Annotated in this window: 19 protein-coding genes; 5 read left to right on the top strand and 14 right to left on the bottom strand. The window is 41.0% G+C overall.

Features of this window, described 5'->3' with window-relative positions; genetic code table 11:
- Nucleotides 1–33: 33 nt before the first annotated feature.
- The 9 genes from AZE41_RS07595 to ezrA all read right to left on the bottom strand — a co-directional run bounded on the left by AZE41_RS07595 (nucleotide 34) and on the right by ezrA (nucleotide 9045).
- Nucleotides 34–498: a GNAT family N-acetyltransferase gene (locus AZE41_RS07595; RefSeq protein ID WP_067207576.1), complete on the bottom strand. Its 465-nt coding sequence runs from the start codon at nucleotides 496–498 to the stop codon at nucleotides 34–36.
- Between the two features lie 137 nt (nucleotides 499–635).
- Nucleotides 636–1541: an EamA family transporter RarD gene (rarD, locus tag AZE41_RS07590; protein WP_067207573.1), complete on the bottom strand. Its 906-nt coding sequence runs from the start codon at nucleotides 1539–1541 to the stop codon at nucleotides 636–638.
- A gap of 176 nt (nucleotides 1542–1717) precedes the next feature.
- Entirely contained in the window at nucleotides 1718–3289 is a 1572-nt protein-coding gene (mbcS, locus tag AZE41_RS07585) for an acyl-CoA synthetase MbcS (protein ID WP_067207570.1), read from the bottom strand.
- Between the two features lie 179 nt (nucleotides 3290–3468).
- Nucleotides 3469–3675, bottom strand: a complete 207-nt coding sequence (locus tag AZE41_RS07580; RefSeq protein ID WP_067207567.1) for an alpha/beta-type small acid-soluble spore protein — start codon at nucleotides 3673–3675, stop codon at nucleotides 3469–3471.
- Nucleotides 3676–3848: 173 nt separating this feature from the next.
- Nucleotides 3849–4058: an alpha/beta-type small acid-soluble spore protein gene (locus AZE41_RS07575; RefSeq protein WP_067207564.1), complete on the bottom strand. Its 210-nt coding sequence runs from the start codon at nucleotides 4056–4058 to the stop codon at nucleotides 3849–3851.
- Between the two features lie 166 nt (nucleotides 4059–4224).
- Nucleotides 4225–4431, bottom strand: a complete 207-nt coding sequence (locus tag AZE41_RS07570; RefSeq protein WP_067207561.1) for an alpha/beta-type small acid-soluble spore protein — start codon at nucleotides 4429–4431, stop codon at nucleotides 4225–4227.
- 403 nt (nucleotides 4432–4834) lie between these two features.
- Entirely contained in the window at nucleotides 4835–6037 is a 1203-nt protein-coding gene (thiI, locus tag AZE41_RS07565; protein WP_067207559.1) for a tRNA uracil 4-sulfurtransferase ThiI, read from the bottom strand.
- A complete protein-coding gene (locus tag AZE41_RS07560) occupies nucleotides 6037–7170 on the bottom strand; it encodes a cysteine desulfurase family protein (RefSeq protein WP_067207557.1) in 1134 nt (377 codons plus the stop codon). The genes thiI and AZE41_RS07560 overlap by 1 nt, the downstream gene beginning before the upstream one ends.
- A 183-nt stretch (nucleotides 7171–7353) precedes the next feature.
- Nucleotides 7354–9045 carry a septation ring formation regulator EzrA gene (gene ezrA / locus AZE41_RS07555; RefSeq protein WP_067207555.1) on the bottom strand — a complete coding sequence of 564 codons (1692 nt, stop codon included), beginning with the start codon at nucleotides 9043–9045 and terminating at the stop codon, nucleotides 7354–7356.
- A gap of 196 nt (nucleotides 9046–9241) precedes the next feature.
- On the opposite strand from ezrA, the gene AZE41_RS07550 reads away from it, so the two are divergent.
- The gene (locus AZE41_RS07550) at nucleotides 9242–9721 is read left to right on the top strand and encodes a GAF domain-containing protein (protein ID WP_067207552.1); all 480 of its coding nucleotides are present in this window, start codon (nucleotides 9242–9244) and stop codon (nucleotides 9719–9721) included.
- Between the two features lie 191 nt (nucleotides 9722–9912).
- Here the strand turns inward: AZE41_RS07550 and megL are convergent, their stop codons facing one another.
- Nucleotides 9913–11124 carry a methionine gamma-lyase gene (gene megL, locus AZE41_RS07545; RefSeq protein WP_067207549.1) on the bottom strand — a complete coding sequence of 404 codons (1212 nt, stop codon included), beginning with the start codon at nucleotides 11122–11124 and terminating at the stop codon, nucleotides 9913–9915.
- A 69-nt stretch (nucleotides 11125–11193) separates the two neighbouring features.
- Nucleotides 11194–13062 carry a sensor domain-containing diguanylate cyclase gene (locus AZE41_RS07540; RefSeq protein WP_067207546.1) on the bottom strand — a complete coding sequence of 623 codons (1869 nt, stop codon included), beginning with the start codon at nucleotides 13060–13062 and terminating at the stop codon, nucleotides 11194–11196.
- 348 nt (nucleotides 13063–13410) lie between these two features.
- Between AZE41_RS07540 and rpsD the strand changes: the two genes are divergently transcribed.
- Together rpsD and AZE41_RS07530 are read left to right on the top strand one after the other, a co-directional pair.
- Entirely contained in the window at nucleotides 13411–14013 is a 603-nt protein-coding gene (rpsD, locus tag AZE41_RS07535) for a 30S ribosomal protein S4 (protein ID WP_067207545.1), read from the top strand.
- 82 nt (nucleotides 14014–14095) lie between these two features.
- Nucleotides 14096–14908 (top strand): cobalamin-binding protein, encoded by an 813-nt coding sequence (locus AZE41_RS07530; RefSeq protein WP_067207543.1) that lies wholly within the window; start codon nucleotides 14096–14098, stop codon nucleotides 14906–14908.
- 67 nt (nucleotides 14909–14975) lie between these two features.
- Here the strand turns inward: AZE41_RS07530 and AZE41_RS22615 are convergent, their stop codons facing one another.
- Together AZE41_RS22615 and tyrS are read right to left on the bottom strand one after the other, a co-directional pair.
- Nucleotides 14976–15131, bottom strand: a complete 156-nt coding sequence (locus AZE41_RS22615; protein ID WP_156475989.1) for a hypothetical protein — start codon at nucleotides 15129–15131, stop codon at nucleotides 14976–14978.
- A 217-nt stretch (nucleotides 15132–15348) separates the two neighbouring features.
- On the bottom strand, nucleotides 15349–16614 hold the full coding sequence (tyrS, locus tag AZE41_RS07525) for a tyrosine--tRNA ligase (RefSeq protein ID WP_067207540.1): 1266 nt from the start codon (nucleotides 16612–16614) through the stop codon (nucleotides 15349–15351).
- A gap of 415 nt (nucleotides 16615–17029) precedes the next feature.
- Here tyrS and AZE41_RS07520 point away from each other — a divergent pair, with 415 nt between their 5' ends.
- Nucleotides 17030–19927 (top strand): transglycosylase domain-containing protein, encoded by a 2898-nt coding sequence (locus tag AZE41_RS07520; RefSeq protein ID WP_067207538.1) that lies wholly within the window; start codon nucleotides 17030–17032, stop codon nucleotides 19925–19927.
- A gap of 139 nt (nucleotides 19928–20066) precedes the next feature.
- On the opposite strand, the gene acsA is transcribed toward AZE41_RS07520, so the two are convergent.
- Nucleotides 20067–21785, bottom strand: coding sequence for an acetate--CoA ligase (gene acsA, locus AZE41_RS07515; RefSeq protein ID WP_067207535.1), 1719 nt, complete (start codon nucleotides 21783–21785; stop codon nucleotides 20067–20069).
- Between the two features lie 177 nt (nucleotides 21786–21962).
- On the opposite strand from acsA, the gene AZE41_RS07510 reads away from it, so the two are divergent.
- A complete protein-coding gene (locus AZE41_RS07510; protein ID WP_067207534.1) occupies nucleotides 21963–22595 on the top strand; it encodes a GNAT family N-acetyltransferase in 633 nt (210 codons plus the stop codon).
- The last annotated feature ends 11 nt before the right edge of the window (nucleotides 22596–22606 follow it).

The raw sequence follows: 22606 nt of genomic DNA, 5'->3' as shown, positions 1-22606 counted from the left end.
TTCACAATATGGCTCTACTAGGAAAGAAGGCTGTTAGCGATATCGAGTTATTTTCTTTTCAAATGAAGTTATTGATAAACCTTCCATTACTTTTGTTTCTCCAGTTATTATGAATCCATTTTTTTCATAGAAGGAGATTGCTGGTGCATTTTTAGAACCCGTTGATACGATCAGTTTTTCATTCCCTTCTCCGACGCTTTCAATGAAATCTAATAATCTCTTGGCAATTCCTTTTCTAAAATGTTTTGGGTGCACCATCAACCGATGAATATCTATTAGATTCTCTTCTGCCTTTATAGAAATGACTCCGCTTAACTCTCCATCTAAATAGCATCCATAGAAATTTTCGCCACATTGTTGCAATGTGCTAACCGAATCCCTTAATGGCGGAATGTCATAGAAATCAATCAACTCCGCCTCTACCTTATACGAAGCAATTTGAACGCTCAATACCTCCTTAGCAAGTTTCGGATTTATAATATCTATTTTATTAATCAATATTATCCTCCTTTTTTTCAGTTAATGTATGAACAGATGAATATATTTAGCCTAGACATCCCCAAAATACCAGAACGGGTTTGATGTAATTCTTTACTTCAACATATAAAGATAGCCTTTTTCAGTAGCCTCCTAATTTAAAGGAGGCTCTTCTTCATTTTCATCACTTCAATTAGTTTAGATACCGTAAAGAGTAACAATGCTGCCCAAATGAAAGCGAATGACAATACCTCAATTTTTCCGAACGTTTCTTTGTACACAACAACTCCGAGAAACAGCATCATCGTTGGGGCTATGTATTGAAGAAATCCAGCCATATATAGCGGTATTCTTTGTACGCCTTTTGCATACATAATAAGTGGTAAAGCCGTTGCTATACCTGTTAGGATAAGTAAAATGTCCGTCTTGATGTCAGAATGTAAGAACACTGCATTGCCTTCCATGAATAGCCACACATAATAGATGACAGCAAACGGAACAATGAAGAACGTTTCAATTGTCAACCCACGAAGTGCATCTAGCTTAATTTGTTTCTTGATAAGACCGTAAACTGCAAACGTTATTGCCAGTGTAAATGCCAACCATGGAAACTTACCGTACGAAATCGTCAAAATTGTGACTCCTGTTGCCGCCAGTAAAAAAGCAACTTGCTGTGCTCTTGACAACTTTTCTTTCAAGAAAAAGATTCCAAGTAGTACCGATATAAGCGGGTTAATATAGTAACCAAGACTTGTTTGGACAATATAGTTATGATTCACTGCCCATATGTAGATAAACCAGTTCGTTGAAACAAGTGCTGAAGCAGCGAACAAAGCCCAAAAGTCTTTTTGCGAGATCCACAAGGTTTTTATATCCGCCTTAAGATGACGTCCATTTTTCATAAGAAGAACTACTACTAACGTTAGAACAAATGCCCACACGATGCGACTCACTAATATTTCAGCACTTGCGACATGCTCAAGGCTTTTCCAATAAATCGGCATAATCCCCCAAATAAGATACGAACCGATTGCCCAAAGGACACCGCTTTTTTCTGTTTGCATCACGACGCCCCCATATATTTTGATTACCGAAATAATAAACTAAGTATAGCCCCATTAATTCACTACGTAAAGATGAGATTATTTAGAATACTGACAACCTACTCGTAAACACCAAAAACCGCTTAAAAAGTACGGAATAACCCGTGCTTTTTAAGCGGTTTGTTTTCTGGAATGATTTACAGTTGTTCTTTTTTCCTTAATTCAATTCGCATGATTTTTCCTGAAGCAGTTTTCGGCAAAGTATCCAGGAATTCAATTTTACGTGGATATTTATAAGGCGCTGTCAAACTTTTCACGTGATCCTGTAAGTCTTTAATAAGACCCTCTTCATTTTTCCTTTCCGGGTCACGTAGCACCACGAATGCTTTGACGATATTCCCCCTGACTTCATCCGGACTCGCAACGACTGCGCATTCACGGACTGCGGGATGCTTCGTCAATGCATCCTCTACTTCAAATGGTCCAATTGTGTAGCCGGAACTAATAATAATGTCATCCCCGCGACCTTCAAACCAGAAATAACCATCCTCATCCATTTTTGCACGATCACCCGTTACGTAATAATCACCTCGGAACTGCATTGTTGTCCGTTCCGGATCTTTTAAATACTCTTTGAATAACGCAGGTGTCGATACGTGTACCGCAATATCCCCAACTTCCCCAACAACCGCTGGATTTCCTTCGTCATTGATAATGTCGACCTTATTGCCAGGCGTCGGTTTTCCCATAGAACCCTTCCGCGCCTCCATACCTAGCATCGTCCCGACGAGTAATGTGTTTTCCGTCTGCCCATAGCCATCTCTTACTGAAAGCGAAAAAGTCTTATCAAATATATCAATTACTTCACGGTTAAGCGGTTCTCCAGCCGAAACCGCACTACGAATAGAAGAAAGATCAAAATCCCCAAGGTTTTCGGCCTTCGCCATAAACCTGTATTCCGTTGGCGTACAACATAATACATTCACTTGATATTTACCAATCAACTCTAAATAAGTCGTCACATCAAACTTCCCGTCATATACAAGTCCCGTTGCGCCGCTACCAATTACGGATAAGAAAGGTGTCCAAATCCACTTTTGCCATCCTGGTGCAGCAGTAGCCCAGACTACGTCACCTTCATTGATACCCAACCAGCTTGCTCCTGTTGTCCGTAAGTGCGCATACCCCCAAGCGTGTGTATGTACGACACCTTTTGGTTTCCCCGTCGTGCCTGATGTGTAAGATAGAAATGCCATGTCCGAACTTTTCGTTTGTGGTGCTGTAAACGCCGTTGATGCAGTTTCCATTAGATCGGTTAATGAAAGTTGATCTTTCTTAGCCTGTCCAACAACGAATACCTTGACATCCCCTATGTTTTTTACTTCGCTAAATTGATCAGTAAACGCATCGAACGCAACGATTGCTTTAGCATCACTATGTGCCAATCGATATTCAATATCGGAAGACCGTAACATTTCTGAACTCGGGATTACGACAAGTCCCGCTTTAAGGGCGCCGATATACGTCACATATGCTTCGATTAGCCTTGGAACCATGACAAGAACGACATCACCCTTTTCAAGTCCGTTCGATTTGAAGACATTGGCTGCCTTATTCGCTAAAGTGATTAATTCATCATATGTAATTTCCTTCTTGTTTCCTTCTGCATTAACATAAATTAGCGCTTTTTTTCCTGTACCTGTTGCATACTTTTCAAATTCACTGACAAGGTTATATTGTTCTGGCGCAATCAGTTGTTCACGATTCATGCAAATTCCCCCTTAGATGTATCATCTAAGTATACAAATAAAGTACCGATAATTCAAAACTAATTTACTTTTCTAAATAAACCTAAGAGTAATTCATTCTTTACTAGCTAATACTTGTAAAAATTATGAAAAGCTGTTCCGGAATAATTCCGGAACAGCTTTTCATTAAACAATTATTCTTAGTGACCCTTCATCTGTTCTTGAGCCTGTCGCACTAAGCGCTTTGTAATTTCTCCGCCGACGGATCCGTTGGCACGCGCTGATGCATCTGGTCCCATTTGTACGCCAAATTCTGTTGCGATCTCATTTTTCATTTGATCCAATGCTTGTCGTACGCCTGGAACTAATAGCTGATTCGAGTTGTTGCTGCTGTTGTTGTTCGCCATGATTGCCACCTCCTTGTATAATTAGAATGTGCTAGATGCAGAAATTCATGCAAAATTATAGGTGGTAAAGTTTGTAAATCACTTTGAATTGATTAAGCAACTGTACTTTTGATAACACTGTATAAGCGAAAGCTGTTTTAGATAATACCTAAACCAGCCTCACAGTTAAAGAGTTATTTTTGGTACCCGCTCATTTGTTGTTGCGCTTGACGCACTAGTCGTTTTGTAATTTCTCCACCGACCGAACCATTAGCACGTGATGATGCATCTGGTCCCATTTGTACACCAAATTCTGCTGCAATTTCATTTTTCATTTGATCCAGTGCTTGTCTTACGCCTGGAACTACTAACTGATTTGAATTACCACTGTTGTTGTTTGGCATGTTTGTCACCTCCTGTGCACATAGAATGTGCCGTTTATAAAACTTTATGCATTTATTTGTTATGGTAATGTCCACCAATTACATAAAATAGTTTAAACATCTGCATTTTTGCTTACACTATATTAGCGAAAAGTTGTTCCGAAACATCTTTTCATTGAATAAATCTTTATTTATTGCCATTCATTTGTTGTTGCGCCTGACGCACTAATCGCTTAGTAATTTCTCCGCCGACGGATCCGTTGGCACGCGATGATGCGTCTGGCCCCATTTGTACGCCAAATTCTGCTGCAATTTCATTTTTCATTTGATCAAGTGCTTGTCTTACGCCTGGAACTACTAGCTGATTCGAGTTGCCGCTGTTGTTGTTCGCCATGTTTATCACCTCCTTGTGCAGTTAGAATGCACAAGTTAATAAAATTCATGCGCGAATAATAAGTGGTAAATAACGCCAAATAATTAAGATTAGTTTAAGCAACCATTCTTTTGCTTACACTATATAAGCCAAAAAGCTGCATCAGACAATGTCCGATGCAGCTTTTATATTGGTTGAAATAAAGAATTTCATTGAATTCGCTCAGGCGCTAGACGATGCCTTCGCACAGTTTATACAGATACTTATTTGTTCGATATATAGTTCTTCAATTTGATTGAGTTCCCATTATCCCTAATCCACTTAAATTGATGCCTTTAACTTTGGTACTAACTTCTATGTGCGTATAGAATGCATCGCAAACGGAATTTCATACAGTGGATGTAAACAGTAATTTATTCTAACATTAAAGAAGGTCTTCGAAGTCGTCCTTTTGTTGAAGTGGTAGTTCAACGATTAGTCGTTTTTCAATCGCTTCTTCAATCATTGGCTCGAAATCAGTAAAGCTTTCATAATAAGCTACTTTTTCAAGCTTTGGTTTTGTTTTCGGGTTTGAAGGCGAGAAGATTGTGCAGCAATCTTCATAGGGTCTAATTGAAATGTCGTATGTGCCAATCTTTTGGGCAATATCTATAATATCCAGTTTGTCCGTTGCAATGAGCGGGCGCAAAATAGGGGAAGAGGTCACAGCGTTAATAGCCGTTAAGCTTTCGAGCGTTTGACTAGCAACTTGTCCAAGGCTTTCCCCTGTTACAATTGCGAGCGCACCTTCTTCTTCACGCACTTTATCAGCAATTTGAAGCATTAATCTCCGCGTTGTCGTCATTGAAACATTATCAGGTACTTGACTGACAATCGCTTGTTGGATTTCAGTGAATGGTATTATATGAAGCCTAACTGCTGCTCCGAATGAACTTAACTTCTCTGCAAGGTCCATCACTTTCTTTTTAGCCAAATCACTTGTGAATGGCGGACTGGCAAAGTGAATTGCATCAATCGACACACCGCGCTTCATCATAAGATAGCCTGCAACTGGGCTATCGATACCACCTGAAAGCATTAGAATTGAATGTCCATTTGAACCTACCGGCATACCGCCTGCACCTTCATATACTTTAGCTGTTAAGAAAGCTCCTTCTATTCTAATATCAATGAGTAGCACGATATCAGGTTTTTTCATTTGCACAATGAGGTCTGGGAAGCTACGTAACACATGTGACCCAATTTCTAGCTGCAACTCGTTTGTCACAAGCGGAAACCTTTTGTCTGTACGTCTCACTTCAACTTTAAACGTTTTTCCAGCTGTTTCGTTTGCCCCAATGATTTCTAAGGCTTTTTCTTTAATCGCTTCAAGCGTCGCTTCACATTTTGCAACTGGACTGAAAGATTGAATGCCGAAAATATGTGGCAAACGAGCTATCGCTTCTTCCATATCGCTTTTGTCTTCCGCAAAAAGAAACATGCGATCACGTTCAGGTTTAATGATTACCGTTTTCAAATCACTCAAAGCATCTTTAATATTGTTTCTTAATTTCTTGACGAATACATTCCTGTTTCGTCCCTTTAATGATATCTCTCCATAGCGTATCAATAGTTCGTTCCATTCCATTACTTATTTCCCCTTCCAAGCAGTTCCATGAACCGTGCAAATACTTGCTCGAATTCCACTACATGCTGTTCTATATTATTTTTTCCAAAGCTGATACGGATTACTCCGTTTTTAAATTTCCCATTAACACCTATAGCTTCTATTACATGCCCCGCAGTGCCACTTTTCGATGAACAAGCGCTAGATGTAGAAATTGTAATACCGTTTTCTTGAAAGAAATTAACTGCAACTTCCCCTTTTACTTTATAAAAAGCGACAGCTAAAATATGCGGTGCTGCCTTATCAGGGGCAAGTACACGAACGTTCTCAAATTGCCCGATAAAGCCTATAAGCCGATTTCTCCATTGCCTGAAATCCTTCTGCTCGATTTCTATCGCACTCATCCGTATCGCCTTTGCCATCGTCACTGCATTCGCTACGGATACGGTACCGTTGCGAATACCACTTTCCTGGCCGCCGCCATAACTAATTGCTTCTGGTGCCATTCCTTTTCTTAATGCTAGTATGCCCGAACCTTTCAAGCCATTAATTTTATGGGCTGAAATCGTTATTGCGTCCGGACCATCTCCAGTTAACGAAACGGGTAGTTTTCCGAAACTTTGAACAGCATCCGAATGAAATAGTGCTCTTGTATTTTCTTTAATGAGGCGTGCACATTCAGCAATTGGCTGTATTGTACCGATTTCATTATTGACATGCATAATACTGACAAGTATTGTATCTTTCCGAAGTTTACTTTTCAACTCTTCAACAGAGATCATTCCTTGCTCATCAACTGACAAATAATCCACTTCAAACCCTTGCGTCTCTAAATATCCCATTGAATGAAGAACAGATGGATGTTCAATTTTTGTTGTGATGAGATGGTTGCCTCTAGCACGCAAAGCACGTGCAAAACCGATTACCGCTAAATTATTGGCTTCCGTACCACCCGATGTGAATAAAAGCTCTCCATCATGTGCACCAAGAATCGATAGGATCTGTTCTCTCGATCGTTCAAGAAGCGCCTCGGCTTCCTTTCCAGCAAGATGTATTGAAGCGGGATTCGCAAAAAAGCGCTTGTTCACTTCTATGAAAGATGTAAGCACACCCTCATCAGGAGCTGTTGTAGCGCTATTATCAAAATAAATCATGTGAATCTTCCTTTCATTTTACATTAAATACGCATTTCAGCATTGATCCCACCACTTATAGAAGTGGGTACTACTTTAGCTAACGCTTCGCTTTCAGTACAAAAAAATTACTGAATCAAGTTCAATGCGTGACAAAGCCACCTGCATTATATGCCGGTGGCTATTTGTAGTCTACTTTTTAACTCAGACATGTTCTTTCACAAGTTCTTCAATTCGTTTCATAGCACCCGGTTCCATTTCTTCAACCGCTGTCGCTGCTTCTTCCAATGCTTTTGCATAACGGAATTGTCTGAATGACTCTTCAGCATCTAACAAGCGGGCGTGAACTTCCGGATTGGATGCACGGTATCTGTTTCCATATTGGATGATCCACTCAATCAGTAATACATTCTCAAGCATCTCTTCAACTTTTATAGATACATCATTTATAGCTTTCCCTGCGTTCTCCAAATAAGAATCGACAAGACTCATATTAAGCGGTACTTCCTGTAAACTTTGTGTCACAATATAAATTTGTTCATCTGCTTCTTCAAGACGTGCTTCCATATCATCTGGTATACCTGGGATATTCCCCTTATGTAGCATACGTTCTGAATTTTGTAATTTACGCGACAGTTCATCCAGTTTAGTTCGAACATTATTTTCATCAATCCGCAAGTTTTTCATACGATTTGTGAAACTTTCCTGTTCAACAGCAATTTGCTCTAGTTCTTCAAAAATGGATTGCAACTCTTCCTGTAATCCCGAATAAGCAGATAATTGTTCCTCAAGCCTATAAATAAGCACACCAAATCGTTTGTCGAGAGAACCTAACTTTTTGAGAGCCAGCTGTGGAATTTGTGCTTCTTTTTCATCCATTCGATAACTTTGCTGAACAAAAGCCGCCTCGTCTGAAGTTTCTCTTGTCAATATCGTTATTGCGTGAAGCCTCTCAGCAATTTGATTGTAGTACTCATCTACATAATGCTTTGCATTCACTTCATTTTCAAGCGCATCGTAAAATGAATCAATGCGATCATTTATTTCACTTGTACACTGTTGAACAGATTCAATTTGAAGATCAGCCATTTTTAACAATAGTTCTTCAAGTTCAATCTCAATTGTTCTAAGTTGTTTTGTCAGTTCTAGGTGTTGCAAATAATAGGACTGTTCTTCCATCTCTCTCGTTCCATTTCGCAGTTCACGAATCGATGCTGGAATTTTGCTTTGTATTTCAGAAAGCAACGATGGGATCTCGTGGATTAACGTAAAAACATGATCTCCCTTTGCTGATAATGCCATGACAATTTCCCGTGCCAACAAATAATTGCCATTCGCTGTCAACTCGTCATATTCTGCGAATTTCGGGTTAAATGATTCCAGTTCCTTTTCAAGTGGATTCGCTGTCATCCCAAACGAATGTTGATGAGCGAGTACCGCTTTGCGAGCGGCACGATGCTGCTCTTTTAATTTTTCCATCTCAATGCGATTTTTTTCTTCACTGCCAACGAGTTCGTTTAGCTCTTGCAAAATATTATTCATTTTTTTATCGCAAAATCGAACTTTCTCTTGAATTTCTTTCTCTAATCCTGTTGCTTTTCTAAAACGGAAACGATCTACTACATCCTCTACATCAAATAATAATGTATCGATTTTTGGCATATGTACGTCCATCAATTCTGTCCATTCGCTACGCCACCGTTCGAATTTCTCTTCGGTTTCGCCTGTCATGTTCAGTTGTTTCACTTTTGTCATCTCTTCTAAGATAGGTTTGTGTTGAATTTGTAGTTTCTCCTGCTCCAACCGACCAATTTCCTGGATATGTTTACGCCTGAATAAGAAGGCGATTGTCGTTAATATAATAACTACTAGTATGGCAATGATGATGATTTTCATCGTGGTCCCCCTGTCCAAGTCACTGTACCATGATATTATCCTATATAGTACCACGTTTAAACCCTTTTGGTTGCGAATATGAATGATTTATAGGGAAAAACCTGTTTTCCACCCTAATAATCGACAAAATTTGTTTATAAACGTCTTAATATGTATACTTATTTAAACAAAATATACTTAACAAGGGGTGTTCTATTTGTTTCAAGAAATTGACTATGCCACTGATTTAAAAGTGAAATATGAACAACTTTCAAGTCAATTGGACGCATTGTTGACGGGTGAGAGAAATATGTACGCAAACTTGAGCAACGCTTCTGCTTTACTCAATCAATTTTTCGACCGCATCAATTGGGTCGGTTTTTACTTAATGGATGACGGAGAACTGGTGCTTGGTCCTTTCCAAGGTCTTCCAGCGTGCATTCGTATTCCCCTTGGAAGAGGCGTCTGCGGAACAGCTGCTGAAACAAAAAAATCCATTATCGTATCGGACGTCAATGCTTTCCCAGGACATATTGCATGCGATGCAGCTTCCCAGTCTGAAGTTGTCATTCCTATTTTAAAAGATGGTGTCTTACTAGGTGTCCTTGACATCGACAGCCCCGAGCTGAATCGCTTCACAAAAGAAGATCAGGCTGGACTGGAACATCTTGTCGAGGTACTAGTCAAACATCTTTGAACAACAAGCTGCCCTGGCCACCAGACAATCGGTGCCAAGGCAGTTTTTTCATTGCTCAACAATCATGAAATCCTGCTCTGTTGTTAATTATAGCAGAGAGGTTCCTGTCCTATTTGGTCATAGATAAAAAAGTATAAGTTTTTTCGCTTAAAATAGTATCTAGTTTCCCGGCGCCTTGCGATTTTCTTATTTTAAGCCCGCTCGGTAATCACTGTCTCCATGATTGCGAATGCCGCCTTGAAGTCAGCTATGAGATCCTCGGCATGTTCAAGACCGACTGAAAGCCTTAGTAAAGAATCAGTGATACCCATCTGTAGTCGCTCCGCCTCAGGAATAACAGAATGTGTCATCGTCGCAGGATGCTGGATAAGCGTTTCTGCGTCTCCTAGGCTGACTGCAATCTTAATGAGAGAAAGGCTATCCATGAATAGCTGAGCCCCTTCTTTACCACCTTTAACTGTAAATGAAATCAGGCCGCCTCCTGCTCTCATTTGACGTTTCGCTATTTCATATTGTGGATTGTCTTTATCGAACGGATAATAGATTTCTTCAACAAGCTTCTGACCTTTTAAATAAGCTATCACTTTTTCCGCATTCGAGGTATGGCGCTCCATGCGAACCGATAGCGTTTTTAATCCGCGGATTAAAAGCCAAGCATCGAATGGCGATATGATGCCTCCGAAATCTTTCTGCACAGACATACGAATTGACTCCATCTCTTCTTTGTCGGCTCCGACAAGAAGCCCAGCTATGACATCTCCGTGACCGTTAATATACTTTGTTGCGCTATGCAAAACGAAGTCCGCACCGAAATCGAGCGGATTTTGCAAATAGGGCGACGAAAAAGTATTGTCTACTACAACTCGAAGTCCATGACGTTTAGCTACATTTACGACCGCCTGAATATCGACAAGTTCCATTGTTGGATTGATAGGCGTTTCAATATATATACAGACCGTTTCCGGTGTAATAGCCCGTTCAATCTCTTCTTCTGTCTTCATCTGAATAAGGTCATGCGAGATATTGTATTTCTCATTCAGCATACCAAGAAGTCCAAATGTGCAGCCATAAATTCCACGTGAACACAGAATATGATCACCCGATTTCGTCAAGTGGACGAGAATCGTACTGACTGCTGCCATCCCCGAACCAAACGCAAGTGCACCTTTTCCGTTCTCAAGAGCTGTCATACGCTCTTCTAACACGCGGACAGTCGGATTACCAAGCCTAGAGTAAATGTTCCCTCCCTCTACACCTGAAAAGCGATTCTCCCCTTGCAATGCTGTTTCAAACGAGAAGGTCGATGTTTGGTAAAGTGGCACCGCTAAACTCCCCTGATGTTCCTTATCATCATATCCCTCATGAATGACAATCGTATCTTTGTGAAGGTTTTTTTTGTCCATTTCCATTGCCCTCCTTATGTTTAAAGAATATTCTAACTCTACATCTATTAGTTTACTCTTTAATCACAGTTAGGAAAAGGTATAACTGGTTTCTTCATGGATTACCACTTGGTTTTTACCGTTATTTTTCGCTATATACAGTGCTTTGTCAGTATGCTGAAACAGTTCTTTATAAGTCGACTGTCTTTTAGACGTCCAGTTATGCATCCCTATCGATACCGTAATTGAGGGTTCAGTGGCAGCAGGAATAAGTTTAACTAGTCGTTCCGCAAATAATGCCCCTTCTTGAAATTCTGTCAACGGCAAAAAGATAGCGATTTCCTCTCCACCCCATCTTCCCGCAACCCCTCTACCGGATACCTCTGCAAGTATGATGGTAGCGATCTGCTTCAGCACATCATCACCAGTAACATGACCATATGTGTCGTTTATCTTCTTGAAGTCATCGACATCTACGAGAACAAACACACCCATTTCATCATCAACAATCGACTTTTCAATAATCTTATCTACGTAACTCCTTGTATAAAGTTTGGTTAAGTGATCTTTATCAACAAGTTCCTGTAACTGGTCGCGTAATACCGAGTTCGCAAGCGCAAGCGAAGAGTGGCCAATAAGTGATTGCATGAGTTTGAAGCTGTCGAATGAAAAGAAGTATTGATCCATATGCAGTAGTACAACGAAACCCGTAAGTACCTCTTGATTCACAATCGGAATCGCTATGATTGACTCGTAACCAATAGATTCGTTCATGGTGCGGCTAAAATTCGCATCAAATAAAGCTTCTTTGCCACTCCTCAAGTATTTCGATGAGAATTCAATATAATTCTTGCCTGATTCCGTACGAAAAAAATCTGAACTTAATTGAGAGAGGTCATAACCATCTTGTTCATTGTTAAAAACAAATGCAATTTCTGCTGGCCGAAACGCTTTCAGCAATTGCTGTTTCAAAAATGCTGTCATTTCTCCAAAATGCATATTGCTATTCAATTTTTTCGACGTTTCATTGACAAGTTGTAAATCTTCGATAACACGGTGGGATTGATCATGTAGAATCGCTTTTTCCAGTGCACTTCCTGCTGTGTTTACTACCATACTGATAAACTTTTTCTGTGTCGATGAAAAAACGAGGTCAATTGGTGCTTTAATTTGCAACACACCATAGATACCTTGTCTTCCTCTAATTGGTGCATTAATCAGCCTGCATGACAATTCAGGCATTACTTCCTTTGTCGTTTCACCCGATACAAACGCATTCATCGCAGACGGTCTTTCGTTCATGTAATCAATTAACTTATAGTTATTCGTCACCCCTTTTTGATCATGTGATAAAAGAAGTCCCACTTCAGATGACGGGAAATTTTTAGATATCGCAGAGACTACGACATCTAAAATCACATTACTTTGCATTGTTGAATTGAATAATTCGGTGACTCCGAACAAACGCTTGGAGCTTTTTTCCTCTTTTATAAGAAAAACCATTTTCTTTACTATCTCAATGAGGTCGCTTACCGCCTTTTCAAGTTCATGTAAAAATGGCGATGTAGCAAATGCGTTCCATTTATTAGTAGATTTCAGAACCAGCAATCCGAGTGGTTCAGATTTCAAATTCCGGAACAGAAGAAAGTCATCGGCATAGCTAAAACCTGTCTCTCTAACTCGCGAGATTAAAGAATCATGGCTAAACGCTTTTCCGGTTTTAAGTGCATCAAATACCAAGGCTTGTTCTCTCTTAGAAACGGACTTATGACCTTTAAGTGCCACAAAACTATTATTCGCATATATGAAAAAATCCGCTTGTGCAATATTAAAATGGTGATTTAGTTTTGGTTTCAACGCCTTAAACCATTGTTCATACGATTGCAAAGCAGTATCTTTGGTCCATAAATCCATCAAATCGCTTTTAATTTTCAACATCGTCAATTGATGATCCGTCACATAATCACCCCAATCCTAATCTGTATATAGAATTCAAATAAGTCTTACTATCATTGTAATACATTGGTACTATAGTTACCATTACTTTACATAGACCATTTGGCTTATTTTAGTTTACAAGTATGACGCTTGACTCTTACTTCTATAGTTGTTATGATGGAACTTGTGTAAAATAGTTGCAGCAGTTGTGTGTTTCAGATTGTCCAGTCTATTCCTTTTACAAGGTGCATCGAGTAACTTCCTGGCTGCGGAGGCGAGGGTGCAAGATGATAGAATGGCATTTGGATTGAACACATCTGGTTCTTATTTTACAACAAAATAAAACCAACAATAGAGGAGGAGTCTTTCATGGCTCGTTATACAGGTCCATCATGGAAACTTTCCCGTCGTCTTGGGATTTCACTTACAGGCACAGGAAAAGAAATCGAAAAACGCCCTTACGGTCCAGGACAACACGGTCCTAACCAACGCATAAAACTTTCTGAGTACGGAAAGCAATTACAAGAAAAACAAAAACTTCGTTTTATGTTTGGCGTAAACGAACGTCAATTCAAAACGATGTTCATCAAAGCAGGTAAAATGCCTGGTAAACACGGTGTTAACTTCATGATTCTTCTTGAGACTCGTCTTGATAACATTGTATACCGCATGGGTCTTGCACGCACACGTCGTGCATCACGCCAACTTGTAAACCACGGCCATATCATGGTTGATGGTAAACGCGTTGATATCCCTTCTTTCAGCGTTAAACCTGGTCAAGAAATTTCTTTCCGTGAGAAATCTCAAAACCTTGATACTGTAAATGAATCGCTTGAAGTGAACAGCTATGTTCCTGAATACGTAACATTCAACAAAGACACTAAAGTCGGTCAATTCGTCCGCATGCCTGAGCGCAGCGAACTTGCAGCAGAAATTAACGAATCACTTATCGTTGAATTCTACTCTCGTTAATAGCATCTTTGGAAAAGAGCCCTTCACAGGGCTCTTTTTTTTCGTGATATACTGTACATACTACGACTTATGAGGTGATTATATGAAACTTGTATCGATTTGCCCGAGTAATACGGAACTACTTGCCTACCTTGGCCTCATTGATCAACTCGTTGCAGTTGATGATTTTTCTGATTGGCCTAGCGGAATCAATTCTTTACCCAAATTAGGGCCTGACTTGTCGATTGATATGGACAAATTGGAATTGTATGAACCTGACTTAGTGCTTGCATCGCTCAGTGTTCCCGGAATGGAAAAAAACATCGCAGAACTCGAGAAGCGAATGATTCCACACTTAGTATTAGATCCACAAAGCCTGGATGATATCGCAGAAGATCTGTTAACTGTCGGAAAAGCATGTGGAATTGAAGAACACGCACTTCAAATTAAAGAAGAGTATTTATTATTTATTCAAGACATGAAAAAACGTGCCGAAACTGTCGAAGTTACCCCTTCTTTATACTGGGAGTGGTGGCCAAAGCCTGTATTTACACCTGGAAAAATTAATTGGCTGACTGAAATAAGCACTATTTCCGGAGCTTTGAATGAATTTCGCGACGTCGAATTTGCCAGTGTTCAGACTGACTGGGAGGATGTACTAAATAGAGCACCTGATTACATCCTTCTAGCTTGGGTCGGAGTACGAATCAATAAAGTGAAAAAAGAAGTTGTTCTGAAACGGCCCGGTTGGAAAGAGTTGGACGCCGTGAAAAGTGACCGCCTTTCAGTAATGGAAGAAGAACTGTATTGTCGCCCTTCCCCGCGGCTCCTTGAAGGCGCTTTGAAATTAGCCAAAATGATTCACCCGGAAATTTATGCGGATTTACAACTACCGCAGTGGGTTAGAAACGCGTAAAATAAAAAGGCTGTTTTCCCCTTCCTAATAGGGAAAACAGCCTTTCGCATTATAAGCAATGTTATTTCTAGACACTTTCAGTTGTTGCCGCGACAGTTGCATGACTTGCCATGACAGTTCTCGTCGTTGTCCTCACAGTTTCACGAATTGCCATGACAGTTCCTGCCGTCGCCATCATAGTTCGAAAATTCAGCTCTAAATTCTCTTCTTCAGTCAATTTCATAAGGAATCATTTCTGATTTTTCGTGCAGACTCGGAAATAGATTTGTGAAGTCAAATGCCCTCCGCGAACTGGCAAACTCATAAAATCATTCTGCAATGAGTCGTTTTAACTTCAGTTATGGAGTTTCTAACATAGCCCTCAAACATCTCTTTTTTCCTGCCGAATGAAAAGTTTGCGGGTTGCGGGTTGCGGGTTTCGCTTTCATGAATCTCCACAGTTAAACGAATTTCACCATTTTGTAATTTTTCTTACCGCGACGGACAATCGTAAACGCATCATCCAAACGATCTGCTGCGCTCACCTCGTATGCCGTATCCGTCACTCGTTCACCGTTCAATGATATCGCACCATTTGTCACATCTTCACGAGCTTGTCGTCTTGATGGCGACACGCCAGAATCGACGATAAAGTCAACGATGTTTTTATCCTCTTTCGCCATTTCAAACGAAGGGACATCTTTGAATGCGTCTTTCATTTCATTCGCGGTTAGTGTTTTTAAATCACCACTGAATAATGCTTTGGAAATACGGATTGCCTGGTCAAGTGCTTCCTGACCGTGAATCAGACGCGTCATTTCTTCTGCCAATCTAAGTTGCGCTTTCCGTAAATGTGGTTCTTCTTGAACTGTAATTTCAAACGCTTCGATTTCTTCGCGCTCAATGAATGTGAATATTTTCATATATTTAACAGCATCCGCATCAGCTGTATTTATCCAGAACTGATAGAATTCATAAGGTGATGTTTTTTCTGCATCAAGCCATACTGCGCCGCCCGCACTTTTACCAAATTTCGTACCATCTGCTTTCGTAACCAGTGGAATTGTGATACCGAATGCTTTCACTTCTTCTTCGTGCGTTTTACGAATCACTTCAAGCCCTGTCGTAATATTGCCCCACTGATCCGATCCACCGATTTGAACTCTGCAGCCATAATTATTGAATAAATGGTTGAAGTCAATTCCTTGAATAAGCATATATGAAAACTCAGTGAAAGAAATTCCACTATCAAGACGTGATGCAACATTGTCTTTCGCAAGCATATAGTTAACGCCTAACAACTTACCGAAATCGCGTAAAAATTCGATGACGCTCATCGAACCTACCCAGTCATTGTTGTTCACCATTTGAGCGCCGTTTTCAGAATTGAAATCGAAAATTTGTTCCATCTGCTTCTTAATCCCGGCAACGTTTCTATCGATTTGTTCAGTTGTTTGGAGCTGTCTTTCTTCCGAGCGGCCTGATGGATCCCCAATCATACCCGTAGCTCCTCCAACAAGTAGAATCGGACGATGTCCATGCATTTGGAAACGGCGTAGCGTAAGTAATGGCACGATATGTCCGATGTGCATGCTATCCGCAGTCGGATCGACGCCGCAATACAGTGAGATTTTCTCCTTATTCAGCAAATCCTCAAGACCCGCCTCATCCGTCTGTTGGTAGAGTAACCCTCTCCACTTTAAGTCTTCCATCAATTTCTCTTTCATCCTAACCCCTCCTGTAATTTAAGTAATAACGCATCGCGTCAAATGAGTTTCAAAGCGCTTAGCACCTGGAAGTAGACAACAAAAAAGCCCTTACACGATTTAAAAAAATCATGCAAGGACGCTAATTATTGTATTAACGCGGTACCACCCGGCTTGAGAAAAAATTCTCCACTCAAAACGCAATAACACTGCGCACGCGTCACACTCCAGAGCTGTAATTCATGATTGGTTTACCGGACAGCTTTCACCAGCCGCTGCCTCTCTAAACGGTTCCCCAACCACTACTTCGACTCATTCAACATGTGAAAGTATATGTATCAGTAATTCTAACCGATATTCAAAAGTTGTCAAATATTATCGATTGGCATTTATGGAAATGTGCTATAATAGGTAAGATTTCAGGAGGTTGATTTAAGTGAGTAAACATCAAAAGAATCGTATTGATCTAATAGAAGAGAAACTTGAAACAATGACTAAAACTAAATGGGCTAAAGGGATGCGCATCACCTCAGGCGTCACCTGGAACCTTTTTCTTCTATTCATTGTAGTAGGTTTGACACTGGTAGTGTTTGCCGGTTCAGTCGGAGCAGGCTATTTTGCTTCATTGGTAGCCAAAGAACCGCTTCGTTCAAAGCAAGAAATGCGGGATGCAATCTTCACCTACGAAGAAACGTCCGAACTTTATCTCGCCGGCAATATCTATATCGGTAAAGTTAACTCTGATATAGAACGGAAAGAGACGAAACTCGAAAGTGTATCCCCTTTCGTTATTGATGCAGTATTCGCCACAGAGGATGAGTATTTCGCACAGCATGAGGGCATTGTCCCAAAAGCGATTTTCCGCGGACTATTACAGGATGTAACGAACTCCGATAACCAAACTGGCGGTTCGACTTTGACACAACAACTTATTAAGAACCAAATTTTAACCAACGAAGTGTCATACGAACGAAAAGCGAAAGAAATGCTACTGGCAATGAGAATTGAGCATTTCATGACAAAAGATGAAATTCTCGAAGCTTACTTGAACATTATTCCATACGGCCGTAATTCAAATGGGCAAAACATTGCAGGTATTGAAACTGCAGCTGGTGGTATTTTCGCTTTAAAAGCAGCGAAATTGAATTTACCACAAGCCGCCTTCATAGCTGGACTTCCTCAGGCCCCTTTCGCTTATACCCCTTTTAAAAGTGGTGGCGGATTGAAAGAACAAGAATTCTTACAGCCGGGAATCAATCGGATGAAGACAGTTCTTTTCAGGATGAAGGAAACTGGTTACATAACTGAACAGCAGTACAATGAAGCAATCGTCTATGATATTACAAAGGATTTCCGTGAACCCGTCATGCGCGCGAATGAAAGATATCCTTATTTGACGCAAGAAATTCAGAATCGCACGGTCGATATCCTCGCGGAAATTATTGCGGAAAAAGACGGAGTCGATGCCGAACGTCTTGAACAAGAAGATAAATTACGAGAAAAATATTCAATACTTGCGACGCGTTCAATGAAAAATGATGGCTATAGAATTTACTCTACCGTTAATAAAGATCTATATGACAAGATGAATGAAGTCGGTAATGATTTCGAAAGTTACGGATTTACCTATACACGCGAAGTAAAAGATTCTCATTCCGGCGAGGTCGAATTCGCGGAGGATCCAGTCCAAGTCGGGGCTATTATGATCGAAAATAGCACTGGTAAAATCTTATCCTTCATCGGCGGCCGTGGACATGAACACCAAGCGCTTAATCATGCTACACAAGCATTCAGACAGAATGGATCTGCCATGAAGCCACTTCTCGTTTATGCACCTGCTATTGAATATGGCGTCATCGGGGCTGGAAGTCCCGTCGTCGATGTTAAATTCAGTGTCAAACAAGCGAATGGCTCTATGTGGACACCTAGCAACTATACAAAATCGATGGAATATGGAATCATCCCTGCAAGGGAAGCACTCTCCAAGTCATTGAACTTGGCAACAGCAAGATTATATCGCGACATCCTTGATCGACGGCCTGCCGAATTCCTCGACAAGATGGGTATTTCAAAACTTCTCCCAGGAGACTATGTCAATCCCTCTACTTCATACGGGGGCATGACGGTCGGAATGAGTGTTGAGGAAAACACGAATGCATTTGCAACATTTGCGAATGGTGGGCAGTTCATAGACGCATACATCGTCGAAAAAATCGAAGATATGGATGGCAATATCGTCTATCAACATGAAATTGAACCTGTCGATGTTTTCAGCCCTGAAACGAGTTATATTGTTACTGATATGTTACGTGATGTTGTAAAAACGGGCGGCACTGGCTCGCAAGTAACGCAAAACATGAAATTCACTACAGATCTTGCTGCCAAAACGGGAACAACACAAGGTTACGGTGACGCTTGGCTTGTTGGATACAACCCAAATGTGTCTCTTGGTGTTTGGCTCGGATACAAAGACCGAACACGAAGTCTCTATTACGGACTCGAAAAGCAAACATTGCATCCTACTACAAGGACAAGTATGCTTTTCGCCCGTATTATGAATGCTGCGAACGAAGTCACACCAGAAATAGTCGGAGCCTCTGCAAAATTCAGTCGTCCTGACGGTGTCGTTGAAAAATCGTTCTGCGGTATTTCTGGGCTTGCTCCCTCTGCTGCATGTTCGTCTGCAGGGCTCGTTAAAACGGATTTATTCAACGCAAAAGTGATGTTACCAACAAAACCGGATGATAGCATTACCTCTTCTTCTTATGTATCTGTTAAAGGGACGAGGTACCTTGCACTTCCATCAACACCAAGCGAATTCGTGTCATCAGGTGGCACAGGCGTTAACCAAGTGTTCATCGACCGAATGCTCGGACCGTGGGGAGGAGATGCTTCAAAATTGTTCCCAGCGAACTCCGCTTTCGCATCTCATGTCGTGTCGGGAGCTATATTTAATGCAGATGATGTCGCTCCTGCACCAGTAAATGTTAGTTTAAATGGAACGACAATAACATGGGGCAATTCACCTTCCAACGATGTTATTGGGTACTATGTTTATGATAATAATGTTAAAATCGGAACAATAAGAGACGGTTCTTCGAATACATTTACAGTCGGTTCTGGCTCATACTCAGTCAAGGCTGTCGACATTACCGGAAGACTTTCAAATGGCTCCAATGCAGTCACCATTGCGGCGCCTGAGCCTGAAGAGGAAGTTATCGAAACACCTCCAACGGAAAACGTACCACCTGTTACACCACCTCCTGTAACTGAGGATGGGAACGACGGTGGTACCCCGCCTCCTACAAGTGGAGACGATGAAACTGGGGAATGAAATAGGAAAAAGAGCCTGTCCGCTATCAATAGCGGACAGGCTCTTTTTTGAATGCTAAGAAAGTATAAGTTTTTTCGACTTAGAATAGTGTCTAGCTCCAGGCGCCTTGTGTCCTTGTGTTTTTATTAGTTACTCAATGTTAGTCTTCCATTGTCGACAAATCACCTGTCGGCAAATTCAGTTCCCAAGCTTTTAACACACGACGCATAATTTTTCCACTTCGTGTTTTCGGTAATTTATCTTTGAATTCAATTTCACGTGGAGCAGCATGTGCGGCCAGCCCTTTTTTAACAAATTGTCGAATTTCTTCTTTTAATTCATCTGTCGGCTCAATTCCTTCATGAAGCGATACAAATGCTTTTATAATTTCGCCACGAACTGGGTCAGGTTTACCTATAACCCCAGCTTCAACAATCGCGGGATGCTCAAGCAGTTTACTTTCCACTTCGAATGGTCCTACGCGCTCTCCACTCGTCATAATCACATCATCGACTCGGCCCTGGAAAAAGAAATATCCGTCCTCGTCGATGTATGCTGAATCACCCGAAACATACCACTCATCATTGATAAAGGTAGATGCATATTTTTCAGGATTATTCCAAACTTGCCGCATCATTGCAGGCCATCCTTTTTTAATAGCTAAGTTACCCATATGATTTGGAGGTAATACGTTTCCTTGATCATCAACGATGGCTGCTTCAATACCGGGAACCGGCTTGCCCATTGATCCAGGTTTAATTGGCAGACATCCGAAATTACAGATTGTTTGTGCACCTGTTTCTGTCATCCACCATGTGTCATGAATTCGCAATTTAAACGCTTCAGATCCCCAACGGATTACTTCGGGATTAAGTGGTTCACCCACGGAAAGAATATGGCGCAGTGAAGAAAGATCAAACTTGCTTAGTGGCCCTTCCCCAACTCCCATAAGCATCCGGAATGCGGTTGGCGCACTATACCAAACCGTGACACCATATTCCTCTATCGCTCCATACCAAGCATCTGCCGAAAATCTGCCGCCAAGAATCAAGCTAGTTGCCCCGGCAAGCATTGGTCCGAAAATACCATAAGCTGTGCCTGTCACCCAACCTGGATCCGCTGTACACCAGAAGATGTCCTCATCTTTTAGATCGAGTACCCACCGTGTTGTCTGCAGTTGCTGTACCATCGCTTCCTGTACATGTACGATGCCTTTCGGCTTTCCTGTTGAACCTGAAGTGTAATGTAGAAGTGTTGGGTCTTCTTTATCCATCCATTCAACTTGGAAGTACTGGGAAGCATCTGCCATATGCTTGTTAAAGTCGACAATAAGACCTTCTTCCACCACATTTTCTCCTACAATAAAGATTGTCTTCAGGTGTGGTAATTTGTCAACAGGCACTCGTTCAAGAAGTTCAGGTGTCGTGATGATTGCAGTTGCCTCACTATCAGACAATCTGTCATAGACAGCACCTTCCATGAATGCTTCGAAAAGCGGTCCAACAATAGCACCCAGCTTCAACGCGCCCAAAAATGAGAAATACAATTCCGGTGAGCGAGGCATAAAGATGAAAATCCGGTCCCCTTTTTCGAGCGGCGACTGATTGCGCAATACGTTTGCAGCTTTATTTGACATCTTTTTCATTTCATTATACGTATAGCTTTCTTTTCGATTAGCGTCCTTATAATAAAGTGCAACCTTGTTTTTTCGATAAGAATCCGCATGGCGATCTACCGCTTCATGAGCAATATTCATGAGTCCGCTTTCAAACCAGCTGAAGTCTTTTTCTACATCCGTCCATTTAAATTCTGCGGCTGTACGATCATAATCTGCTAACTGATAATCCCCATGAACTGCGGGCAATGTTTTCATTACCATTCATTTCACCCTTTCAAGAATACAATATAACTATCATTCTACCTCAATCCAAACCTAGTTGTCTAATTAATTATATTTTTCCAACAGTTTTAAATTTGTAGTAATCAACAGGCTTTTATTTATCCATATTGTTGTATACTAGGTAGTAGGTTTATATCAAATACGGAGGTGATCATATTGGAACATATAAAAACATATAACGCAATGGAGATAAAACATAAGAATGGAGACATCGTTATCGAGGGGCCCATTACTGCCGATTACCTTGCTAGCCTTGATTTTCACGAGGATCTTGTTGCATTCAGACCTCCCGCACAACAACACAAGGCACTCATTGAAATTGCAGGACTCCCAGAAGGTCGTATTTTAATCGTTCGCGATTCAAATGAAATTGTGGGCTACGTAACTTATTTGTATCCCGACCCTCTGGAGCGATGGTCGCAAGGAAGTATAGAAAATTTAATCGAACTTGGAGCAATTGAAGTTATTCCAAAGTTCAGGGCCGGCGGGGTTGGCAAGTCACTTTTACGCGTTTCCATGATGGACGATGCAATGGAAGATTATATTATCCTGACGACTGAATATTACTGGCACTGGGACTTGAAGGGTACGAAACTCAACGTTTGGGAGTATAGAAAAGTAATGGAGAAGATGATGAATGCCGGAGGTCTGGAATATTACGCAACCGATGATCCTGAAATAAGTTCTCACCCAGCCAATTGCCTAATGGCACGAATCGGCAAAAGAATTAATCAAGATACCGTCCAGCAATTTGACAGTCTCCGGTTCATGAACCGGTTCATGTATTGAAGGGAGGATAA

It is taken from the genome of Sporosarcina psychrophila (assembly GCF_001590685.1).
Classification (GTDB): Bacteria; Bacillota; Bacilli; order Bacillales_A; family Planococcaceae; genus Sporosarcina; species Sporosarcina psychrophila.
This window is presented reverse-complemented; position numbering and strand designations above follow the sequence as displayed.